Source organism: Gemmatimonadales bacterium (genome assembly GCA_035502185.1).
GTDB lineage: Bacteria > Gemmatimonadota > Gemmatimonadetes > Gemmatimonadales > JACORV01 > Fen-1245.
This window is the reverse complement of the sequence record DATJUT010000090.1, coordinates 1-16010: the sequence shown is the minus strand read 5'-3', so window position 1 is coordinate 16010 and position 16010 is coordinate 1. Positions and strand designations below refer to the sequence as shown.

Annotated in this window: 16 protein-coding genes; 8 read left to right on the top strand and 8 right to left on the bottom strand. The window is 74.5% G+C overall.

The features are described from left to right. The first annotated feature begins 21 nt into the window (after window positions 1-21). Complete coding sequence (locus VMF70_11595; protein HTT68666.1) at window positions 22-2895, top strand: serine/threonine-protein kinase; 2874 nt, start codon at window positions 22-24, stop codon at window positions 2893-2895. Window positions 2896-3011: 116 nt separating this feature from the next. Here VMF70_11595 and VMF70_11590 read toward each other — a convergent pair whose 3' ends face one another. Further along, window positions 3012-3707 carry a phosphoribosylanthranilate isomerase gene (locus VMF70_11590; protein ID HTT68665.1) on the bottom strand — a complete coding sequence of 232 codons (696 nt, stop codon included), beginning with the start codon at window positions 3705-3707 and terminating at the stop codon, window positions 3012-3014. A 244-nt stretch (window positions 3708-3951) separates the two neighbouring features. On the opposite strand from VMF70_11590, the gene VMF70_11585 reads away from it, so the two are divergent. Together VMF70_11585 and VMF70_11580 are read left to right on the top strand one after the other, a co-directional pair. Next, window positions 3952-5064, top strand: a complete 1113-nt coding sequence (locus VMF70_11585) for a VIT1/CCC1 transporter family protein (GenBank protein HTT68664.1) — start codon at window positions 3952-3954, stop codon at window positions 5062-5064. An 8-nt stretch (window positions 5065-5072) separates the two neighbouring features. Continuing rightward, window positions 5073-5345 (top strand): hypothetical protein, encoded by a 273-nt coding sequence (locus tag VMF70_11580; protein HTT68663.1) that lies wholly within the window; start codon window positions 5073-5075, stop codon window positions 5343-5345. 19 nt (window positions 5346-5364) lie between these two features. Here the strand turns inward: VMF70_11580 and VMF70_11575 are convergent, their stop codons facing one another. Further along, window positions 5365-6354 carry a multicopper oxidase domain-containing protein gene (locus VMF70_11575; protein ID HTT68662.1) on the bottom strand — a complete coding sequence of 330 codons (990 nt, stop codon included), beginning with the start codon at window positions 6352-6354 and terminating at the stop codon, window positions 5365-5367. A 175-nt stretch (window positions 6355-6529) separates the two neighbouring features. Here VMF70_11575 and VMF70_11570 point away from each other — a divergent pair, with 175 nt between their 5' ends. Together VMF70_11570 and VMF70_11565 are read left to right on the top strand one after the other, a co-directional pair. Continuing rightward, a complete protein-coding gene (locus VMF70_11570) occupies window positions 6530-7123 on the top strand; it encodes a hypothetical protein (GenBank protein HTT68661.1) in 594 nt (197 codons plus the stop codon). A gap of 8 nt (window positions 7124-7131) precedes the next feature. Continuing rightward, window positions 7132-8355, top strand: coding sequence for an NAD(P)/FAD-dependent oxidoreductase (locus VMF70_11565; GenBank protein ID HTT68660.1), 1224 nt, complete (start codon window positions 7132-7134; stop codon window positions 8353-8355). A 31-nt stretch (window positions 8356-8386) separates the two neighbouring features. Here VMF70_11565 and VMF70_11560 read toward each other — a convergent pair whose 3' ends face one another. Continuing rightward, on the bottom strand, window positions 8387-9718 hold the full coding sequence (locus VMF70_11560) for a thymidine phosphorylase (protein HTT68659.1): 1332 nt from the start codon (window positions 9716-9718) through the stop codon (window positions 8387-8389). A 32-nt stretch (window positions 9719-9750) separates the two neighbouring features. Between VMF70_11560 and VMF70_11555 the strand changes: the two genes are divergently transcribed. After that, window positions 9751-10536: a hypothetical protein gene (locus VMF70_11555; GenBank protein HTT68658.1), complete on the top strand. Its 786-nt coding sequence runs from the start codon at window positions 9751-9753 to the stop codon at window positions 10534-10536. Here the strand turns inward: VMF70_11555 and VMF70_11550 are convergent. Together VMF70_11550 and VMF70_11545 are read right to left on the bottom strand one after the other, a co-directional pair. Beyond that, window positions 10523-10771 (bottom strand): YtxH domain-containing protein, encoded by a 249-nt coding sequence (locus VMF70_11550; protein HTT68657.1) that lies wholly within the window; start codon window positions 10769-10771, stop codon window positions 10523-10525. The genes VMF70_11555 and VMF70_11550 overlap by 14 nt on opposite strands. Before the next feature lie 183 nt (window positions 10772-10954). Continuing rightward, entirely contained in the window at window positions 10955-11521 is a 567-nt protein-coding gene (locus tag VMF70_11545; protein HTT68656.1) for a hypothetical protein, read from the bottom strand. A 254-nt stretch (window positions 11522-11775) separates the two neighbouring features. On the opposite strand from VMF70_11545, the gene VMF70_11540 reads away from it, so the two are divergent. Further along, window positions 11776-12738 (top strand): hypothetical protein, encoded by a 963-nt coding sequence (locus VMF70_11540; GenBank protein HTT68655.1) that lies wholly within the window; start codon window positions 11776-11778, stop codon window positions 12736-12738. A 124-nt stretch (window positions 12739-12862) separates the two neighbouring features. Further along, on the top strand, window positions 12863-13192 hold the full coding sequence (locus tag VMF70_11535; protein HTT68654.1) for a YbjQ family protein: 330 nt from the start codon (window positions 12863-12865) through the stop codon (window positions 13190-13192). 43 nt (window positions 13193-13235) lie between these two features. On the opposite strand, the gene VMF70_11530 is transcribed toward VMF70_11535, so the two are convergent. The 3 genes from VMF70_11530 to VMF70_11520 form a co-directional block, all read right to left on the bottom strand. Beyond that, a complete protein-coding gene (locus VMF70_11530) occupies window positions 13236-13739 on the bottom strand; it encodes a type II secretion system protein (protein HTT68653.1) in 504 nt (167 codons plus the stop codon). Between the two features lie 200 nt (window positions 13740-13939). Then, window positions 13940-15409, bottom strand: a complete 1470-nt coding sequence (locus tag VMF70_11525) for a nitrilase-related carbon-nitrogen hydrolase (GenBank protein HTT68652.1) — start codon at window positions 15407-15409, stop codon at window positions 13940-13942. A gap of 82 nt (window positions 15410-15491) precedes the next feature. After that, window positions 15492-16010: outer membrane lipoprotein-sorting protein (locus VMF70_11520; GenBank protein ID HTT68651.1), on the bottom strand; the 519-nt coding region annotated here is incomplete at its 5' end.

The following is a 16010-nucleotide window of genomic DNA, read 5'->3' as shown; positions in this document are numbered from 1 at the left end:
CCGACCTGCGGCGCCTCGCTGGTGCCCACGCCGACGGGCGGCGGGGCCTCGCAGCCCGCGGCGCGGGCGCCGGTCAACACCGAGGAGGTCGCGGACGACCTCGGCCTCGCGCTGGGCGAGGGCTACCAGTACCTGCGCCTGGTGGGCGTGGGCGGGATGGGCGCCGTGTTCCTGTTCCGCGAGGTGGCCCTCAAGCGGCTGGTGGCCGTGAAGGTCCTCGCGCCGGACCTCGCCGCCGATGCGGGCGCCCGCGCGCGCTTCACCCGCGAGGCCCGCTCGGCCGCCGCGCTCTCGCACCCCAACGTGGTGCGGGTGTACGCGGTGGGCGAGACCGACGGGCTCCACCTGCCGTACATCGTGATGCAGTACGTCGAGGGCCCGTCGCTGGCGCAGTGGATGGAGGAGCACCGGCGCGCGAGCGAGCGCGACGGGCGGCGGATCGTCGGCGAGGTGGCCGCGGGCCTCGCGGCGGCGCACGCGCGCGGCTTCCTGCACCGCGACGTCAAGCCGGCCAACGTGCTGCTCGAGGCGGAGACCGGGCGCGCCTACGTGGCCGACTTCGGCGTGAGTGCCGCGCTGGCCAAGACCTCGCCCGAGGCCACCGGCAGCCTCACCGCCACCGGCCACGTGGTGGGCACGCCGATCTACATGAGCCCGGAGCAGGCGGCGGGCGAGCCGCTCACCGACAAGAGCGACGTCTACAGCCTCGGCGTGATGGCGTACGAGCTGCTGGTGGGCGAGCTGCCGTTCAAGGCGACGACGGCGATGGGCTGGGCCGCGGCGCACATGCGCGACACGCCCACCCCGGTCTCGCGGCGGCGCGCCGACCTGTCGCCCGAGGTGAGCCGCCTGGTGGACCGCTGCGTGGCCAAGCACCCGATGGACCGGCCCACGGCGGGCGACGTCGAGCGGGGGATGATGCCCACGCTCGCCTCCGAGATCGAGTGGCCGCCGCCCGGGATGCACTGGCTGCACGGCCGCTCGCGGGTGCTGAGCCGGCTCGCGCTGGCCACCTTCGCCGGCGCGGTGCTCACGCTGAGCGCGCTCACCTTCACGCCCCAGGTGCTGCAGGCGCACGCCAACTGGCTGTGGACGTTCCAGAACCCGTCGAGCCGCGACCCGGTCGCGGTCTCCCTGTTCCTGTGGCAGACCCAGCTGATCCTCGGCGTGAGCGTGCTGGGGCTCAGCCTGCTGGCGTTCCTCGTCCTCGGCACCGGCGCCGCGCGGCGGCTGGTGCGGCTCCGCGGCGCCGGCTGGCGCTGGAGCACGCTGGCGGACATCGCGGCCGACCACGACCGCCGCAGCGGCCTGGTGCTGAGCGGCGCGCGCGAGTTCGCCTCGCTGGAGCCCTCGCGGCGGCGCGGCATCCTGATGGCGCGGCGCTGGCGCTCCGCCGCGCTCCTCGGGTCGGTGCTGTGGACGCTCGTCGCCGTCGGCGTGTGGGGCGTGCTGCTGCTGGCGGGCTCGCTCCAGGCGCTGCCGGTCGTGCCGGTCGTGGGCCTCGGGCTGTGGCTCACCGCGCTCGGGCCCCCGCTGCTCGGCGTCGCCATCGTCGCCACGGCGTGGCTGCGGGAGCGGCGGCTCCTCGGCCCGCTGGCCCGCACGCGCCGCGGCCGGCTGGGGCGGGACACCGATGCGGCCGACTGGTACGCGACCCTGCCGAGCGTCGGCCGGCCGGCGGGCCCCGCCGCGCACGGGCTGCGGCGCTGGGCCTGGAGCGGCCAGCTCCTGGCCGCGCTGCTCGCGCTGGTGGTGATGGTCGCGATCGGCGAGGCGGTGGCGGCCAGCGTCACGGCCGTGCTCGCGACCCAGCACCTCGGCCCCAGGACCGCGGCGCTGGTGAACTACCAGAAGGACATCCTCACCGACGACCCCATCGAGGCGGCGCGGCCCGCCTGGGCGTCGCTGCTGCCCCGGCCCGACGCGGCCGCCGACAGCGCGGTGCGCGGCTGGATCCGCGCGCTGGCCGACGCGGGCCGGCCCTCGCAGCCGGCGCTGCCGCCGTACCAGCCTCGGCCCTCCTCGCTGCTGCACGGCTCCTCGGCGCTGCTCGACGCGTTCCGTGCCGCGGGCCGCGACTCGCTGGCGCCCGGGCTGCGGGATACGCTCGCGCTGCTCGCGGCGCAGCCGCGCACCCAGCTGTTCCGCCGCGTGGCGCACGCGTCGCTCGCGTCCGCGCCGATGGGCGGCCCCAACAGCCCGTTCGCGGCGACCGGCGACTCGGCCGACCCGCGGCCGAGCGTGATCCCCCTGCAGGAGGCGGCGATCGCCAACACGGCGGGCGCGATCCTGGCGGTGGCGCGCCGCGACCTCGCGGGCGCCGTGGCGCGGATCGGCGAGACCGCGGCGGTCGCGGAGCAGCTGCTCAAGGCGCCCGACGTGCGGGCCAACGCGCTCGGGGTGAGGATGCTGCGCGACCTGGTGGTGGAGCCGCTGATCGTGGTGCAGCGGCTGAGGGGGGGGACGCGCGGGCTGGACGCCGAGGTGCTGCGCGACGCCTCGCAGCGGCTCGACGAGCCGGCGCCGGACGTGGCCGGCGCGGCCGGCCTCACCGTGAACCCGCGCGACAACATCCAGTTCACGGCCGCGGTCCAGAACCCGCACATCCCGCCGGGCTACCGGATGGAATACCTGGTCGAGGGATGGGCGGGCCTGTGCGCCAACCCGTGGGAGGTGCTGACCGGACCGAGCGCGGCGCGCAAGCAGGCGATGCTGGCGGCGGCGGACGTGATGACCGACGTGCCGCACGCGCGCGCCCTGGTGGCCTACGGCGCGGGATTCTGGGAGCTGGGCGCCAACCAGCTGACGGCCTCGGGCCTGCGCCACAGCCTGGTGGAGCGCGGACCGTGGGGCGTGCTGCAGAGGATCCGGATGTGCTCGAGCACGCTGTATTGAACTGAGCTGTTACGGGATGGCGGTGGACTCTCCGACCGCGTAACCACTCGCAACCCGGCGTCTCGCAACTCCGGGGCACGCCCGCCCCGGACAGCGCGTCGTGGCGGCTTGCCCGGTCAGGAGGTGGGCGGCGCCTGCGCAGCGGGCCGGCGGCCCGCCACCGCCGCCACGAACCGCGCCAGCTTCGCCTCGTCGAGCTTCCCGTCCGTCCGCACCCCGCTGCACACGTCCACGCCGAACGGCGCCACGGCCTCGATCGCGGCCGCCACGTTGCCGGGCGTGAGGCCGCCCGCGAGCCACACCGGCACGTCCACGCCCTCGCGGATGCTGCGGCTCACGGCCCAGTCGTGGGTGCGGCCGGTGCCGCCCAGCTCCCGCACGGCGGCGGTCGGGTCGCCGGAATCGAGCAGCAGCGCGTCCACGTGCTCGGCGGCGGCGAGCGCGGCGTGCAGCGCGTCCGGCCCGGTCACGTGGACCACCTGCACGATCCTCAGGGCCGGGTGCGCGGCCCGGAGCGCGGCGTAGCAGCCGGGCGCGGGCCGGTCCACGATCTGGACGACCTGGGGCCCGAGCCGCCGCACCTGGTCGCCGATGGCGGCGGCCTCGCGCGCGCTGGTGAGCAGGAACGACGAGACGCCGGGCGGCACGGCGCGCGCCAGCCGCGCGATGAGGGGCTCGGGGACGGGGCCGGGCCCGCTGGGCATCGCGGACACGAGGCCGACGGCGTCGGCGCCGTGGCGCACGGCCAGGGCCAGCTCGTCGAGCGACTGGATGCAGCAGATCTTGATGCGGGTCCTGCCGATGGTTGCCACGCGCCGTTCCTGTTCCCCGGTCCCCAGCACCGAGTTCCGAGAGCTCAGTGGAGTTGCCAGACGGCAAGTCGCGACTGGTTGCCAGCTGCCAGTGCGAAGTCTGCAGACCAGTGGGCAGTACTGACAACTGGACTGCCCTCTGACGGCTTCTGACTGGGAACCACTGGCAACTTGCCGTCTGGCGACTGCCCTGTGCCCCTGTGCTCCGCTTTCCTTCCCCCTCCGTGACGGGTATGGTACTTCGATGCCCTCCCACGACGAAACCACGGCCGTCTGGCTCGAGCACTGGCAGGACGAGGCCGACGCCGCCTTCCTGTACCGGCTGCTCGCCGAGGCCGAGGCCGACGCGGGCCGCGCGGACGTGTACCGGCGCCTCGCGGCGGTCGAGGACCGGCACGCGGCGCTGTGGCGCAAGCACCTCTCCGAGGCGGGCATCGAGTGCGGCACGCCCCGGCCGTCGCGCCGCGCGCGGCTGCTGGCGTGGACGGCGCGCCGCTTCGGGCCGGGCGTGCTGACCAACCTGCTCCTCAGGGAAGAGGGGCGCGAGGTCAAGGGCTACATGGAGATGTACCGCCGGACCGACACCGGCGCCGCGAAGGACACCGCGCTCCTCCTGGCGAAGGAGTCGGCCGAGCACGCCGAGACGCTGGGCGGGCTGGCGGGCAAGAGCGGCGAGCCGTGGCACCAGATGGAGTCGGGCGGGTTCCTCCGCAACGTGGTGTACGGCTTCAACGACGGGCTCACGGCCAACTTCGGCCTGGTGGCGGGCGTGATCGGCGCGAGCGTCACCCCGCACGTGGTGCTGCTCTCCGGCGTGGCGGGGATGGTGGCCGACGCGCTGTCCATGGGCTCCTCCGGGTACCTGGCGGCGAAGAGCGAGCAGGAGGTGTACGAGCACGAGATCGCGATGGAGGCCGAGGAGATCCGGCTGATGCCGGAGGTCGAGGCCGAGGAGCTGGCGCTGGTCTACGAGGCCAAGGGCGTGCCGAGGGACGAGGCGCGGCGGATGGCCGGCGAGCTGATGAAGGACCCCGCGCGCGCGCTGGCGGAGAAGGTGCGCGAGGAGCTGGGCATCGGCGAGCGCCGGGCCACGCCGCTCCAGGAGGGCTGGGTCACGGGCACCGCGACGGCGGTGGGCGCCCTGATCCCGGTGGCGCCGTTCTTCCTGCTGCACGGCGCGGCCGCCGTCTGGACCGCGTTCGCGATCGCGATGGCGTCGCACTTCGCGGTGGGCGCGGCGCGCAGCGTGTTCACCGGCCGCGGGGTCTTCCGGAGCGGGATCGACATGTTCGTCGTCGGCCTGGGCGTGGCCGCCGTGGGCTACCTCGTGGGCGCCCTCATCGCGCGCGTCCTGTGACGAGGACCATGTGGATCGCTCTGGCGCTGCTGTGCGCCGCGGGGTTCCTCCTCATCGCGCGGCGGAAGAGCGAGACCCGCAGCTCGGACCAGCTTCGGGACGCCGGCTTCCGGGCGGGCGGCGAGGAAGAGCCGGGGAGCCTCGAGGACTCGATCGACTGGGACGAGCTGCGCAAGGCCGAGGACGAGATCCGGGACGTGGACCCGATGGCGAAGCCGGAGGACGGCTTCGAGGGCGACGACTGGGGCCCGGGCTCGGCGCGGCGGCCGCCGGTGGCGTGAGACGGGTCCGGCTCCCGCTTCATCTCGCTTCCAGCATCCCCACCGCCCCCTTCGTCGCGTCCGCGAACGCGTGGGTGACGAACGGGTAGGTCCCCGCCTCCGCCAGCCGGGTCTCGAAGATCAGTCCGCCGCCCACCGGCACGTCCGCCGTCTGCACGCCCTCCCACGCGTGGTCGGGCACCGCGTCCACGTACACGCGGGAGAAGATCGCGCCCACCACGTGGAACGCGGACACGCGGTTGGGGCCGGCATCCACCACGTACAGGCGGATCAGCTCGCCGACGCCCACGCGGATCGGATGATCGGCGTACTGGTGGGCCTGCCCGTTGAAGACGATGTAGTCGGGCGCGAGGCCCAGCAGCTTGTCCCAGTCCAGCTGCTGCGCGCGGGCGGTGTCGGCCGCCTTGCGGGTGTAGAACTCGCTCTGCACGAACACGAACTCGCGCGCCGGCGGCAGCGGCCTCGCCGGATCGACGATCAGCGCCCCGTACATGCCGTTGGCGATGTGCATGGCCACCGGCGCGGTGCCGCAGTGATAGAGGAAGGCGCCCGGCACCTTCGGCACCCAGGTGTAGTGGATGGAGTCGCCCGGCATCACGTTGACGTAGGCGCGGCTGGGCGCGATCTGCGCCGCGTGGAAGTCCATCGAGTGCGGCATCATGGCGCGGTTCACCAGGGTGAAGTCCACCGTGTCGCCCACCGTGGCGCGCACCACCGGCCCGGGGACCCGCCCCTCGAAGGTCCACGCGTCGTACGCGACGTCCGGCGCGATGACCACGCGGGCTTCCTTCACCTCGAACCGCACGCGGATGGTGCGGGCCGTCGCGGGCTCCGGCGCCCGCGGGTCCACCGGGGCCGGGGCCGCCGTGGTGCCGACCGGCGCCTCGCCGTGCGAGACGTCGGCGGGGGCCGCGGTCCACGGCTCCCGGCTGGCGGGGGCCTTCGCGGCCGGACGGGCGGTACACGCGGCGACGACGGCGAGCGCGGCGACGACGGGGACGGGACGCATGAGGGGCCTCGGGGGTCGGCGCCGGGGAACGGCGCCCGGTTCTCGGTGGCTCGGACGGACGGCGGCAAGCTAACGGGCGGGCGCGCCGGTTGTCGAGCGCCCGCCGCGGGGGCAACGCGTTAGGTTGAAGGGAGCGCCGCCGGCCCGGACGGCGCGGCTCCCGGGGAGGTGGTGGATGACGCGCACGCGGCGGACCTGCACGCTCCTCGCGCTCGCGGCGGTGGCCGGCTGCGCGACGATCCGCCAGCTCACCGCGCTCCGGCGGGTGGACTTCTCCATCGCCGGCGTCGAGGACGGCCGGCTCGCGGGCGTCGACCTGCGCCGCATCGCCTCCTACGACGACCTCGGCCCCCTGGACATCGGCCGCCTCGCGCTGGCCGTGACCCGCGGCGACGTCCCGCTCGATTTCCGGCTCATGATCCGGGCCGAGAACCCCGCCGACAACCACACGGCCGCCACGGTGGTGAAGCTCGCCTGGACGCTGCTGCTCGACGACAAGGAGACGATCCACGGCGTGCTGGACACCGCCGTGACGATGCCGCCCGGCGAGACCGCCACCATCCCGCTGCCGATGCGCGTCAACCTGCGCCAGTTCTTCGACGGTCCGGCGCGGAGCCTGGTGAACCTCGCCGCGTCGTTCGCCGGCCTGGGCGCGCATCCCACCCGGATCGCCGTCCGCGCCGTCCCGACCATCGACACGCCGCTCGGCCCGATCACCTACCCCGGGGCGATCACCATCGTGAGCCGCACGGTCGGAGGGTCGCCCTGACCCGGGTCGTGATCGTGGGTGGAGGCTTCGGCGGCCTGTACGCCGCCCGCGCGCTCGGCCGGGCCCCGCTGGACGTCACCGTCGTGGACCGCGCCAACCACCACGTCTTCCAGCCGCTGCTCTACCAGGTGGCCACGGCCAGCCTGTCGCCGAGCCAGATCGCGTATCCCATCCGCGGCGTGCTGCGCCACCAGGCGAACACGCGCGTCCTGCTGGCGGAGGCGACCGGCGTGGACGTCGCGGGGCGCCGCGTGCTGCTCGCCGACGGCGAGCTGCCGTACGACTTCCTGGTCCTCGCGCCCGGCGCGCGGCACTCGTACTTCGGCCATCCCGAGTGGGAGCCGCTCGCGCCGGGGCTCAAGACCATCGACGACGCGCTCGAGATCCGGGGCCGCGTCCTGCTGGCCTTCGAGCGCGCCGAGCGCGAGCGCGACCCGGAGCGCCGCCGCGCGCTGCTGACGTTCGTGGTGGTGGGGGGCGGGCCGACCGGCGTGGAGCTGGCGGGCGCGATCGGCGAGATCGCGTGCAAGGTGATGGCGCGCGACTTCCGCACCATCGACACCCGCGACACGCGGACCCTCCTGGTCGAGGCCGGCCCGCGCATCCTGCCGACGTTCCCGGCCGGGCTCTCGGCGAAGGCCGAGCGGTCGCTGGAGCGGCTGTGCGTGGAGGTCCGCACCGGCGAGGCCGTGACGCGGCTGGAGGAGGGCGCGGTGTGGCTGGGTGCCGACCGCATCGCGTGCGGGACGGTGCTGTGGGCCGCCGGGGTCGCGCCCTCGCCCCTCGCGCGCTCGCTGCGCGTGCCGCTCGACCGCGCGGGCCGCGTGGTGGTGAACGCGGACCTCACGATCCCGGGGCATCCGGAGGTGTTCGTGATCGGCGACCTGGCGGCCGCGAGCGACGCGCACGGCAGGCCGCTGCCCGGTCTCGCGCCGGTCGCCATCCAGCAGGGCGAGTACGCGGCGCGGGCCATCGTCGCCGCGGCGCGAGGCCGGACGGCGGCGCCGTTCCGCTACCACGACCGGGGCACGATGGCCACGATCGGGCGGGACGCGGCCGTGGTGGACCTGGGCCGGCTGCGGTTCTCGGGCTACCCGGCCTGGCTGGTGTGGTGCTTCATCCACATCCTGTGGCTGATCGGGTTCCGGAACCGGTTCCTGGTGATGATCGAGTGGGCGTGGGCGTACGTGAGGTTGGAGAGGTCGGCGCGGCTGATTACCGGAAGAAAGTGAGAGGCGAGCGGTGAGAGTCACCTCTCACCTCTCACGTCTCACCCAGGCGCTCCACCCCCTTGGCCGTCACCCGCGCCTGCACCAGCGGCAGCGCCGATGCCCGCCCCTCCCCAATCTCAATCGCCGCATCCAGCGCCCTGCGCCCCAGCTCGATCCCGTCCGCGTCCTTCGCGAAGATCGAGGCCAGCGGCTCGGAGGCGTGCACCGGCTGGCCGGGCCGCGCGGTGATGACGAAGCCCACCGTCGGATCCACCGCGTCCTCCACCTTGCGGCGGCCGCCGCCCATCTCCACCACCGCGCGGCCGATCGCGCGCGGCTCCACCCTCAGGATCGTGCCGGACTTCCGCGCGAAGTAGACCTCCACCGCCTCGGCCTGCGGCAGCAGCGACGGGTCGTCCACCACCGCCGGGTTGCCGCCCTGCGCCTCGATGACCCGCTGGAACGTCTCCGCCGCCTTCCCGCTCTTCAGGGCCTCCTCGAGCCGGCGGCGCGCCGCGGCGCGGTCCCGCTCGCCCGCCAGCACCAGCATCTCGACGCCCTCGGCCAGGGTGACCTCGTGCAGGTCCTCGGGGCCCTCGCCGCGGAGCCCCATGATCGCCTCCTCCGCCTCGAGCGCGTTGCCGCACGCGCGCCCCAGCGGCCGGTCCATCGCCGTCAGCAGCGCCACGGTCGGGCAGCCGCGGTCCTCGCCCAGCTCGATCATCGTCTTCGCCAGCGTGAGCGAGCGCTCGGCGTCGGTGATGAAGGCGCCGCTGCCCTGCTTCACGTCGAGCACCAGGCCGTGCAGGCCCTCTGCCAGCTTCTTGGACATGATGCTGGCCGCGATCAGGGGCACGCACTCGACCGTGGCGGTCACGTCGCGCAGCGCGTAGAGCTTCTTGTCCACCGGCGCGATCTCGGGCGTCTGGCCGATCATCGCGCAGCCGATCCGCTCCACCTGGGCGCGCGTCTGCTCGAGCGACAGGTCGGTGCGGAAGCCCGGGATGCTCTCCAGCTTGTCGAGCGTGCCGCCGGTGTGGCCGAGGCCGCGGCCGCTCATCATCGGCACCGCGACGCCGCACGCGGCGGCCAGCGGCGCGAGAATCAGCGACACCTTGTCGCCGACGCCGCCGGTGGAGTGCTTGTCCACCACCCGCCGGCCGAGCGCGGCGAAGTCGAGCCGGCTCCCGGAGGCCATCATCCCGTCCAGCAGGCCGGCCGTCTCCTCGCGCGCGAGACCCTTCAGGAAGCAGGCCATCAACAGCGCCGCGATCTGGTAGTCGGGCACCGCGCCGGCCTGGTAGGCCGTCAGCAGCTCGCGCCACTCGGCGGCGCTGAGGACGCCGCCGTCGCGCTTGCGCTCGATGAGGGCGGGGACGAACATTAGGCCACCTTTCCCGCATCGGAGAGCCGTCCATGCGTGCGATAGCGCTCCCCCCCACGCTCGCCGCCCTGCTCCTCGGCGCCGCCCTGCCGCTGGCCGCGCAGGACGTGGCCGCCCACCTCGCCGCGGGCGACACCGCCCGCTGCGCGCGCAGCTCGCCGGCGGCGCTGGCGCACTTCCGCGAGGCGCTCGCGCTCGACTCGCTCAACTACGAGGCGAACTGGAAGGCGTCGCGGGAGCTGACCGACATCGGCAAGCTGATGCCCGACGCCGAGCGCACGCAGCGCGACTCGGTCTACGCCGAGGCCCTGGCGCTGGCGCGGCGCGCGGTCCGGATCGACTCGCTGGGCGCCGACGGCCACTACATGGTCGCCGTGGCCGCGGGCCGGGTGGCGCTCACCAAGAGCGCCAAGGAGCGGGTGCGCTCGGCGCGCCTGGTGCGCGACGAGGCGCTGCGGGCCGTCGAGCTCGATCCCCGGCACGACGGCGCGCTGCACGTGCTCGGCCGCTGGAACGCGGAGATCATGCGCCTGCCGGGGATCACCAAGTTCTTCGCGCGGACCTTCCTCGGGGCTTCGATCTTCGGTGCGGCGTCGTGGGACAGCGCGACGATCTACTTCGACCGCGCGATCCAGCTCAACCCGCAGAACATCTACCATCACCTCGACCTCGCCGAGTCGCTGATCGACGACGACCACCAGGCCCAGGCGCGGCCGCACCTCCAGGAGGTGGCGCGCCTGCCGCTGGGCTGCGACGTGGGCGACCCGTCGTACAAGCAGCGCGCGGCCGAGCTGCTGCAGAAGATCACTCGGCGCTAGTCTCGTCGCGGAGGTGCCGCCGGTGCGCCCGCGCCCGGCGGACCCGCTCGCGCGCCTCGTCGTAGCGGTCGCGCGCGTCGCCGGTGATCTGGCGTGCCCGCCGCGCCAGGGTGCGCCGCGTCTCGGCGCCCGACTGCGGCGCGAGCAGCAGGGCCAGGCCGGCCCCCACCAGCGCTCCCAGGATGAGGCCCGCCGCGAACGTGCGGGCCTTGCCGTCTCCAGCTTCGCGGTTCATCGCCCTCTCCCGGCTGCGGGGACGAGAACGTAGCCCGCGCCGCGGCGCCCGGCAACTCGGCCGCGGGGCGTGCTAGGGCCGCGTGCCGCATCCGCCGCCGGTTCCCGGATCCGCCGGAGGACTACGTCGAGCCGGCCGGGCTGACACCACCGACCGGCGCCGCGCCGACGGGCGCGGCCCCGCCTAGAACCTGATCGCCACGCCGAGGCCCCGGCCGTCCGGCGCCGGCACGAGGGAGATCCGATCGCCGCCCAGCGGCACGCTCTCCCACTCGTCGGTGACGATCAGCACGCCGATGAGGCCGCCCAGCAGCCCGCCGGCCAGCGCGCCGGCGGCCCCCACCGCGGCGGGCGAAAAACAGATGAAGCCCGTGCAATCCGCGGCCGAAGCGGCGCTGACGGTCCCGAGGAGCAGCGCGCCCACCCCCGCGCCCGCGAGAAAGTGCCGGTGCGAGCCCACGGCCACGTCGAGGCTGCGCACCGAGTCGAGCGGCACCCCCACGCCGGCCGAGTCCGGGCGGAGACCGGCCCGGCGCCAGGCGCCCGGATAGTCCGGCTCGACGACGATTTCACCGGCGAGCACCGCGCGGACGGTGCCGGTCGCCGCCTTCAGTCCGGCGAACGGCGCGGTCACGCGCACGCGCGCCCCGGCCGCCAGCCGCGGCGGCGCCTGCGCGGGGAGCGGCGCCAGCCAGCCCAGGATGCCGAGGCCCGCGAGGGCCGCGATCGGAATGCGGCGTGTGCGTGTCATCGCTCGCTCCCTGGTGCACCGGTTCCGCGAGCCGGCTCGCGGCTCCGCGGTTGCGTCCAACTCGTAGCCGGCCCGGGTCAAGCGAACGTCAAGGCTGGAAGCCAATCACGAGGGGGAGTCTCGGTTTGTCGGCGGCACTGAGCCTGCGGACCCGGCGGCTGCGGGGCCGCCGGCGCCGCATGACGCCCGAGTGACGCCGCCGCTCTACGCTTTCTGCCGCCGTGCAGGTTCCCTCATCCGACCAGGAGTGTCGCGTGCGCTTCCACCCGTCGCTCGTCGTCGGCCTGCTGCTCGCGGCGCCGGCTCCCCTCCTCGGCCAGGGCGCGGTGCCCGCGCGCGACAGCGGCCTCGTGCCGGTGCTCGAGCACCGCTTCAGCGACTCGACCGACACCGTCGTCGTCGCGCTGCGGCGCGGCGTGGTGTACCTGGTCGAGGTGGCGGGGCCGGGCACGCCGTCCTTCCGGGACGCGCGGCGCGGCGACCAGTCGGCGTTCGTCCTCGCCGTCGCGAGCGGCGCGGACACGCTGGTCCGGCGCTTCCAGGTGCACCCGTATTGGGCCGGCGCGCACGCCGTCCGTCTCGCCGACCTGCCGGCGGGGACCGCCGCGACGCTGCGCCTCTACGGCGACACCCGGGAGACGCAGCGCATGGCGGCGCGGAGCCGGCGCCCGCCCGGGCTCGGCGTCCTGCCGGAGTTCGAGCCTCAGCGGTTCGAAGCGCCGGCCGAGCCCTTCGTCCGGATCGAGGCCGGCGCCCTGAACCCCGACGGCCTCTTCAACACCACGATGGCGTTCGGCGGCGCGGTCGGGCTCGCGACCGACCGGAACACGTTCCTGCTGAGGGCGGTCCGGCAGAGCCGAAACCGGAATTCCGGCCAGGACGTGAGCGACGCGCGGACCTTCGTGACGCTCGACTGGGAGCGGGCGTTCGGAGTGACCCGCTTCCAGGAGGGGCAGGTATTTGTCCGCGCGGGGGCGGGCGCGCTGTTCCGCAGCCCGTTCAAGTCCACGTGGACCGTGGATCTCGGGGCCGGATTGCGCTACCGGATCGTGCCGCGGCTGTTCATCGTCGGCGCGCTGGTCGACCAGCTGGCGTGGCTGCCCAGCGAGACGTCGGGACAGATCTGCGACCCCTTCTCGTGTTCCACGATCGGCATCCGCTCGGAGCTGCAGCACAACGTGGGCCTGCTCGTGGACCTGGAGCTCGGATTCCGGTAAACGCGCGGCTTCCCGGAGGCCGCGCGGCGAGGTAGCATCTCCGGCTGGTGGACGGCCCCACCCGAAGCGCGCGGCGCAGTACGAGAGCTGACGACCGTCCCACCTCTCATCACGGGAGCTTCCGATGCAGGTCACGACCACGTTCTCGATCGACGGCTACCGGATCCTCGAGTACAAGGGCCTGGTGCGCGGCATCGTCGTGCGCGCGCCCACCATCGGCCAGGGGATCATGGGCGGGCTGAAATCCATCGTGGGCGGTCAGATCGGCGCCTACACCGAGATGTGCGAGCAGACCCGCCAGCAGGCCTACGACCGGCTGGTCGAGCACGCCGGGGCCCTCGGGGCCAACGCGATCCTGGGGCTGCGCTACGAGTCGTCCGAGGTGGGCAGGCAGGCGTCGGCGACCGAAGTGCTGTGCTACGGGACCGCGGTCGTCGTGCAGCGCGTGGCCTGAGCCCGCGGAGCCGGGCGGCGCGGGCCGCCCCGCGGCGGGCCGGCTAGTTGCAGGTGATCAGGCCCTCCAGCGTCGCCGGCCCGACCGGCACCGCGTTCCCGTAGAAGACGTAGCACTGCCGCAGCGTCCAGGTGCTCGACGCGGACGCGGACCAGCCGCCGCCCGTCGCCTCGAGGATCTGCACGGTGGTCCCCGACGACGGGGCGTACATGGACAGCTGCGCCGGCGAGGGCGCGTACGCGGAGTAGTCGTCGAAGTACGCCTCCTCCGCCGTGGCCAGGTTCCTGAGGTCGGAGGTCATCGCCGCGACGGACGCCTTGTCCCGCGCGGCGGCCCACCGCGGAATCAGGACCGTCACGAGTATCCCGATGATCACGATGACCATCAGCAGCTCGATGAGCGTGAAGCCTCGGGAACTCTTCTTCAGCGGCCGACTCCGTGCAAAGTGGTCGCGCGGACACCCGTCACCCCGGCCCGGATCGACTCGCGGCGACCGCGTGTGCCGATAGTGGCCTAATGCAACGCAAGGATGACACCAGGCCGCCACGGCCGGTAACGGACGACGCCCTCCTCGTTGCAGCGACGCGAGTTACGCCATTTCGCATCCGGCGGACCCAGGTCGCCCGACCTGGCCCCGACGCGTGGCATTCTGCGTCTAGGCGACGGCAGAACGCAAGAAGCCGCGCGGTTGCCCCGGCGAGCGTGCCCGGGCCGGTCGGAAACCCTCCCGGACGACCGGGCGCCGAACTACCGGGGCAGCGGCTGGCGGTCCTTCGTCTGCCGCTGGCTCGTGGGCGCGCCGCCCGCGTCGGCCGTGGCGGCGCGGCGCCGGGCCGCGATGGCGCACGCGGCCGCGAGCACGAGGCACAATCCGGCGAACCAGTCGCCGGTGCGGCTGTAGAACGTGCCGCCCGGCGCGACGCGCACGGCGGCCGCGACCAGCACGTCGGGCGCCTCGTCCGACGCGCGCTCGGCGAGGATCCGCCCGCGGGCGTCGCTCACCGTCAGGCGCCCGTCCGACGCGGCGCGCGCCACCGCGTACCCGCCCTCGACGCCCCGCAGCACGGCCATCCGGCTGTGGAGCCAGCCGTCGGCCCCGAAGTCCCACGCCGGCACGAGCAGCAGCGCGACGCCGGCGCGCGCGTGGGCGAGGCCCAGCGGCACGAAGTCGAGGTCCTTGCAGATGGCGACGCCGGCGGTCAGGGCCGTGTCGGGCAGCAGGCCGGGCGTGGTGCCGCGGAAGTAGCCGTCCTCGAGGCCGGGCACCAGGTGGATCTTGTCGTACTCGAGCACGGTGCGGCCGTCGGGGCCGAACACGGTCGCGAGGTTGTGCGGCGGCGTCTCGCCGACGGCGTTGAGGCCGGCGACCAGCGTCAGGCGGTAGCGGCGCGCGACCGAGGCGAGCGCCACGCGGGCGCCGTAATCGTCCGGCGGCCGGACGGCGACGAGCTTCTCCGGCAGCACCACGTACTGCAGGCCCCGCGCGGCCAGCGCCGCGACGCGCCCCGCGTAGCCGCGCGCCACCCGGGCCGCATCGGCGCCGGTTTCGGCGAACGGGCGGTTCGCGGTGTCGCTGGCCGCCAGGCCGACGCGCACGATGGTGCTCGGCGCGGGCGCCGCGAGCCGCAGGTCGCCGAACACCAGGGTGGCCGCGACCGCGATGGCGGCGACCCCGAAGGCGGCCTCGCGCGAGTGGCGCGAGTCCCGCGCGCGCCACATCACGGCCAGCGCGGCCGTGCCGAGCGACACGACGAAGGTGATGCCCAGGATGCCGGTCACCGACGCGAGCTGGATGACCGCGAGCACATCGGCCTGCGTGTAGGCCAGGCTCCCGAACGTGCCGTTGGGCGAGACCTGCGCGACGAGGAACTCCTCGAGCACGACCAGCGCGGCGTAGGCGACGGCCGTGATCACGGGGCCGGTGCGCCGCGCGATGGCGCGCCAGCCGAGCGCCACCGCGGCCCAGGGTGCGGCCAGCGCGACCACCAGCACCGCCAGCATCGCGGGCGGCAGCACGCCCCAATAGGCCACCACGAAGCTCGCCGCGCCGATGGCGGGACCCGCGAAGGCGGCGAGCGCGGCGCGGGGCGCCGGCAGCTCCGGCAGCACGATCAGCAGCGGCACGGGCGCGAGCCACGCCAGCGGCCAGACGTGGTAGATGCCGCTCGAGGCATACCACATCCCGCCGCTGATGAGCACCGCGACCACCAGGTCCACGCCCGCCCCCGTCCTCGGTGACGGCCAATCTTAGGCGCTCCCGCTCCGGCGCGCGAGCCGGAGGGCGGGCGGACTCCGGCGCCTACCTTCTGAGGGCCGCCTTGGAGAGGAGGTAGTCGGGGATCGCTGCGTCGAATTCGACGGACCGCATGACGAACTCGGTGCCCCCGCCGTCCTTCAGCACGTCCCGGTACGTCGCGCGCATCGGCACCCAGCGGCCCTCGATCTCCCTCACGTCACTCAGCCGCATCGTCTTCAGGAGCCGCCCGCCCTTGGCGAACAGGTCCTCCCGCAGCGGGACGAACCGCTCGGCGTCCACCCACGCGCGCCGGGTCTGGTAGGCGAGCCCCTCCACTTTCGCGGTGAGCTGCACGACCCAGCAGCGCCGGCCGTCCACGTCCTCGGCGCCCGCGACCTCCGCCGCGTAGGAGCGCTCCAGCCGCGGGTCCTCCATCATGTCTTCGTACGAGAGATCGGAGCCCATCACCGACTGCCGCAGCATGCTGCCGGAGATCATGATCGTGCGGTCGGTGCCGGGGTCGTAGGTCCACAGCTGGTCGCCGAGCTTCAGCATCTTCGTGCCCCGCTCCCGCGCGGGCGC

Coding starts and splice junctions, on each gene's coding strand:
- VMF70_11570 (HTT68661.1), top strand. CDS start 6,530: ATGACGCGCACGCGGCGGACCTGCACGCTCCTCGCGCTCGCGGCGGTG.
- VMF70_11555 (HTT68658.1), top strand. CDS start 9,751: ATGCGTGCGATAGCGCTCCCCCCCACGCTCGCCGCCCTGCTCCTCGGC.
- VMF70_11560 (HTT68659.1), bottom strand. CDS start 9,718: ATGTTCGTCCCCGCCCTCATCGAGCGCAAGCGCGACGGCGGCGTCCTC.
- VMF70_11575 (HTT68662.1), bottom strand. CDS start 6,354: ATGCGTCCCGTCCCCGTCGTCGCCGCGCTCGCCGTCGTCGCCGCGTGT.
- VMF70_11545 (HTT68656.1), bottom strand. CDS start 11,521: ATGACACGCACACGCCGCATTCCGATCGCGGCCCTCGCGGGCCTCGGC.
- VMF70_11580 (HTT68663.1), top strand. CDS start 5,073: ATGTGGATCGCTCTGGCGCTGCTGTGCGCCGCGGGGTTCCTCCTCATC.
- VMF70_11550 (HTT68657.1), bottom strand. CDS start 10,771: ATGAACCGCGAAGCTGGAGACGGCAAGGCCCGCACGTTCGCGGCGGGC.
- VMF70_11585 (HTT68664.1), top strand. CDS start 3,952: ATGCCCTCCCACGACGAAACCACGGCCGTCTGGCTCGAGCACTGGCAG.
- VMF70_11535 (HTT68654.1), top strand. CDS start 12,863: ATGCAGGTCACGACCACGTTCTCGATCGACGGCTACCGGATCCTCGAG.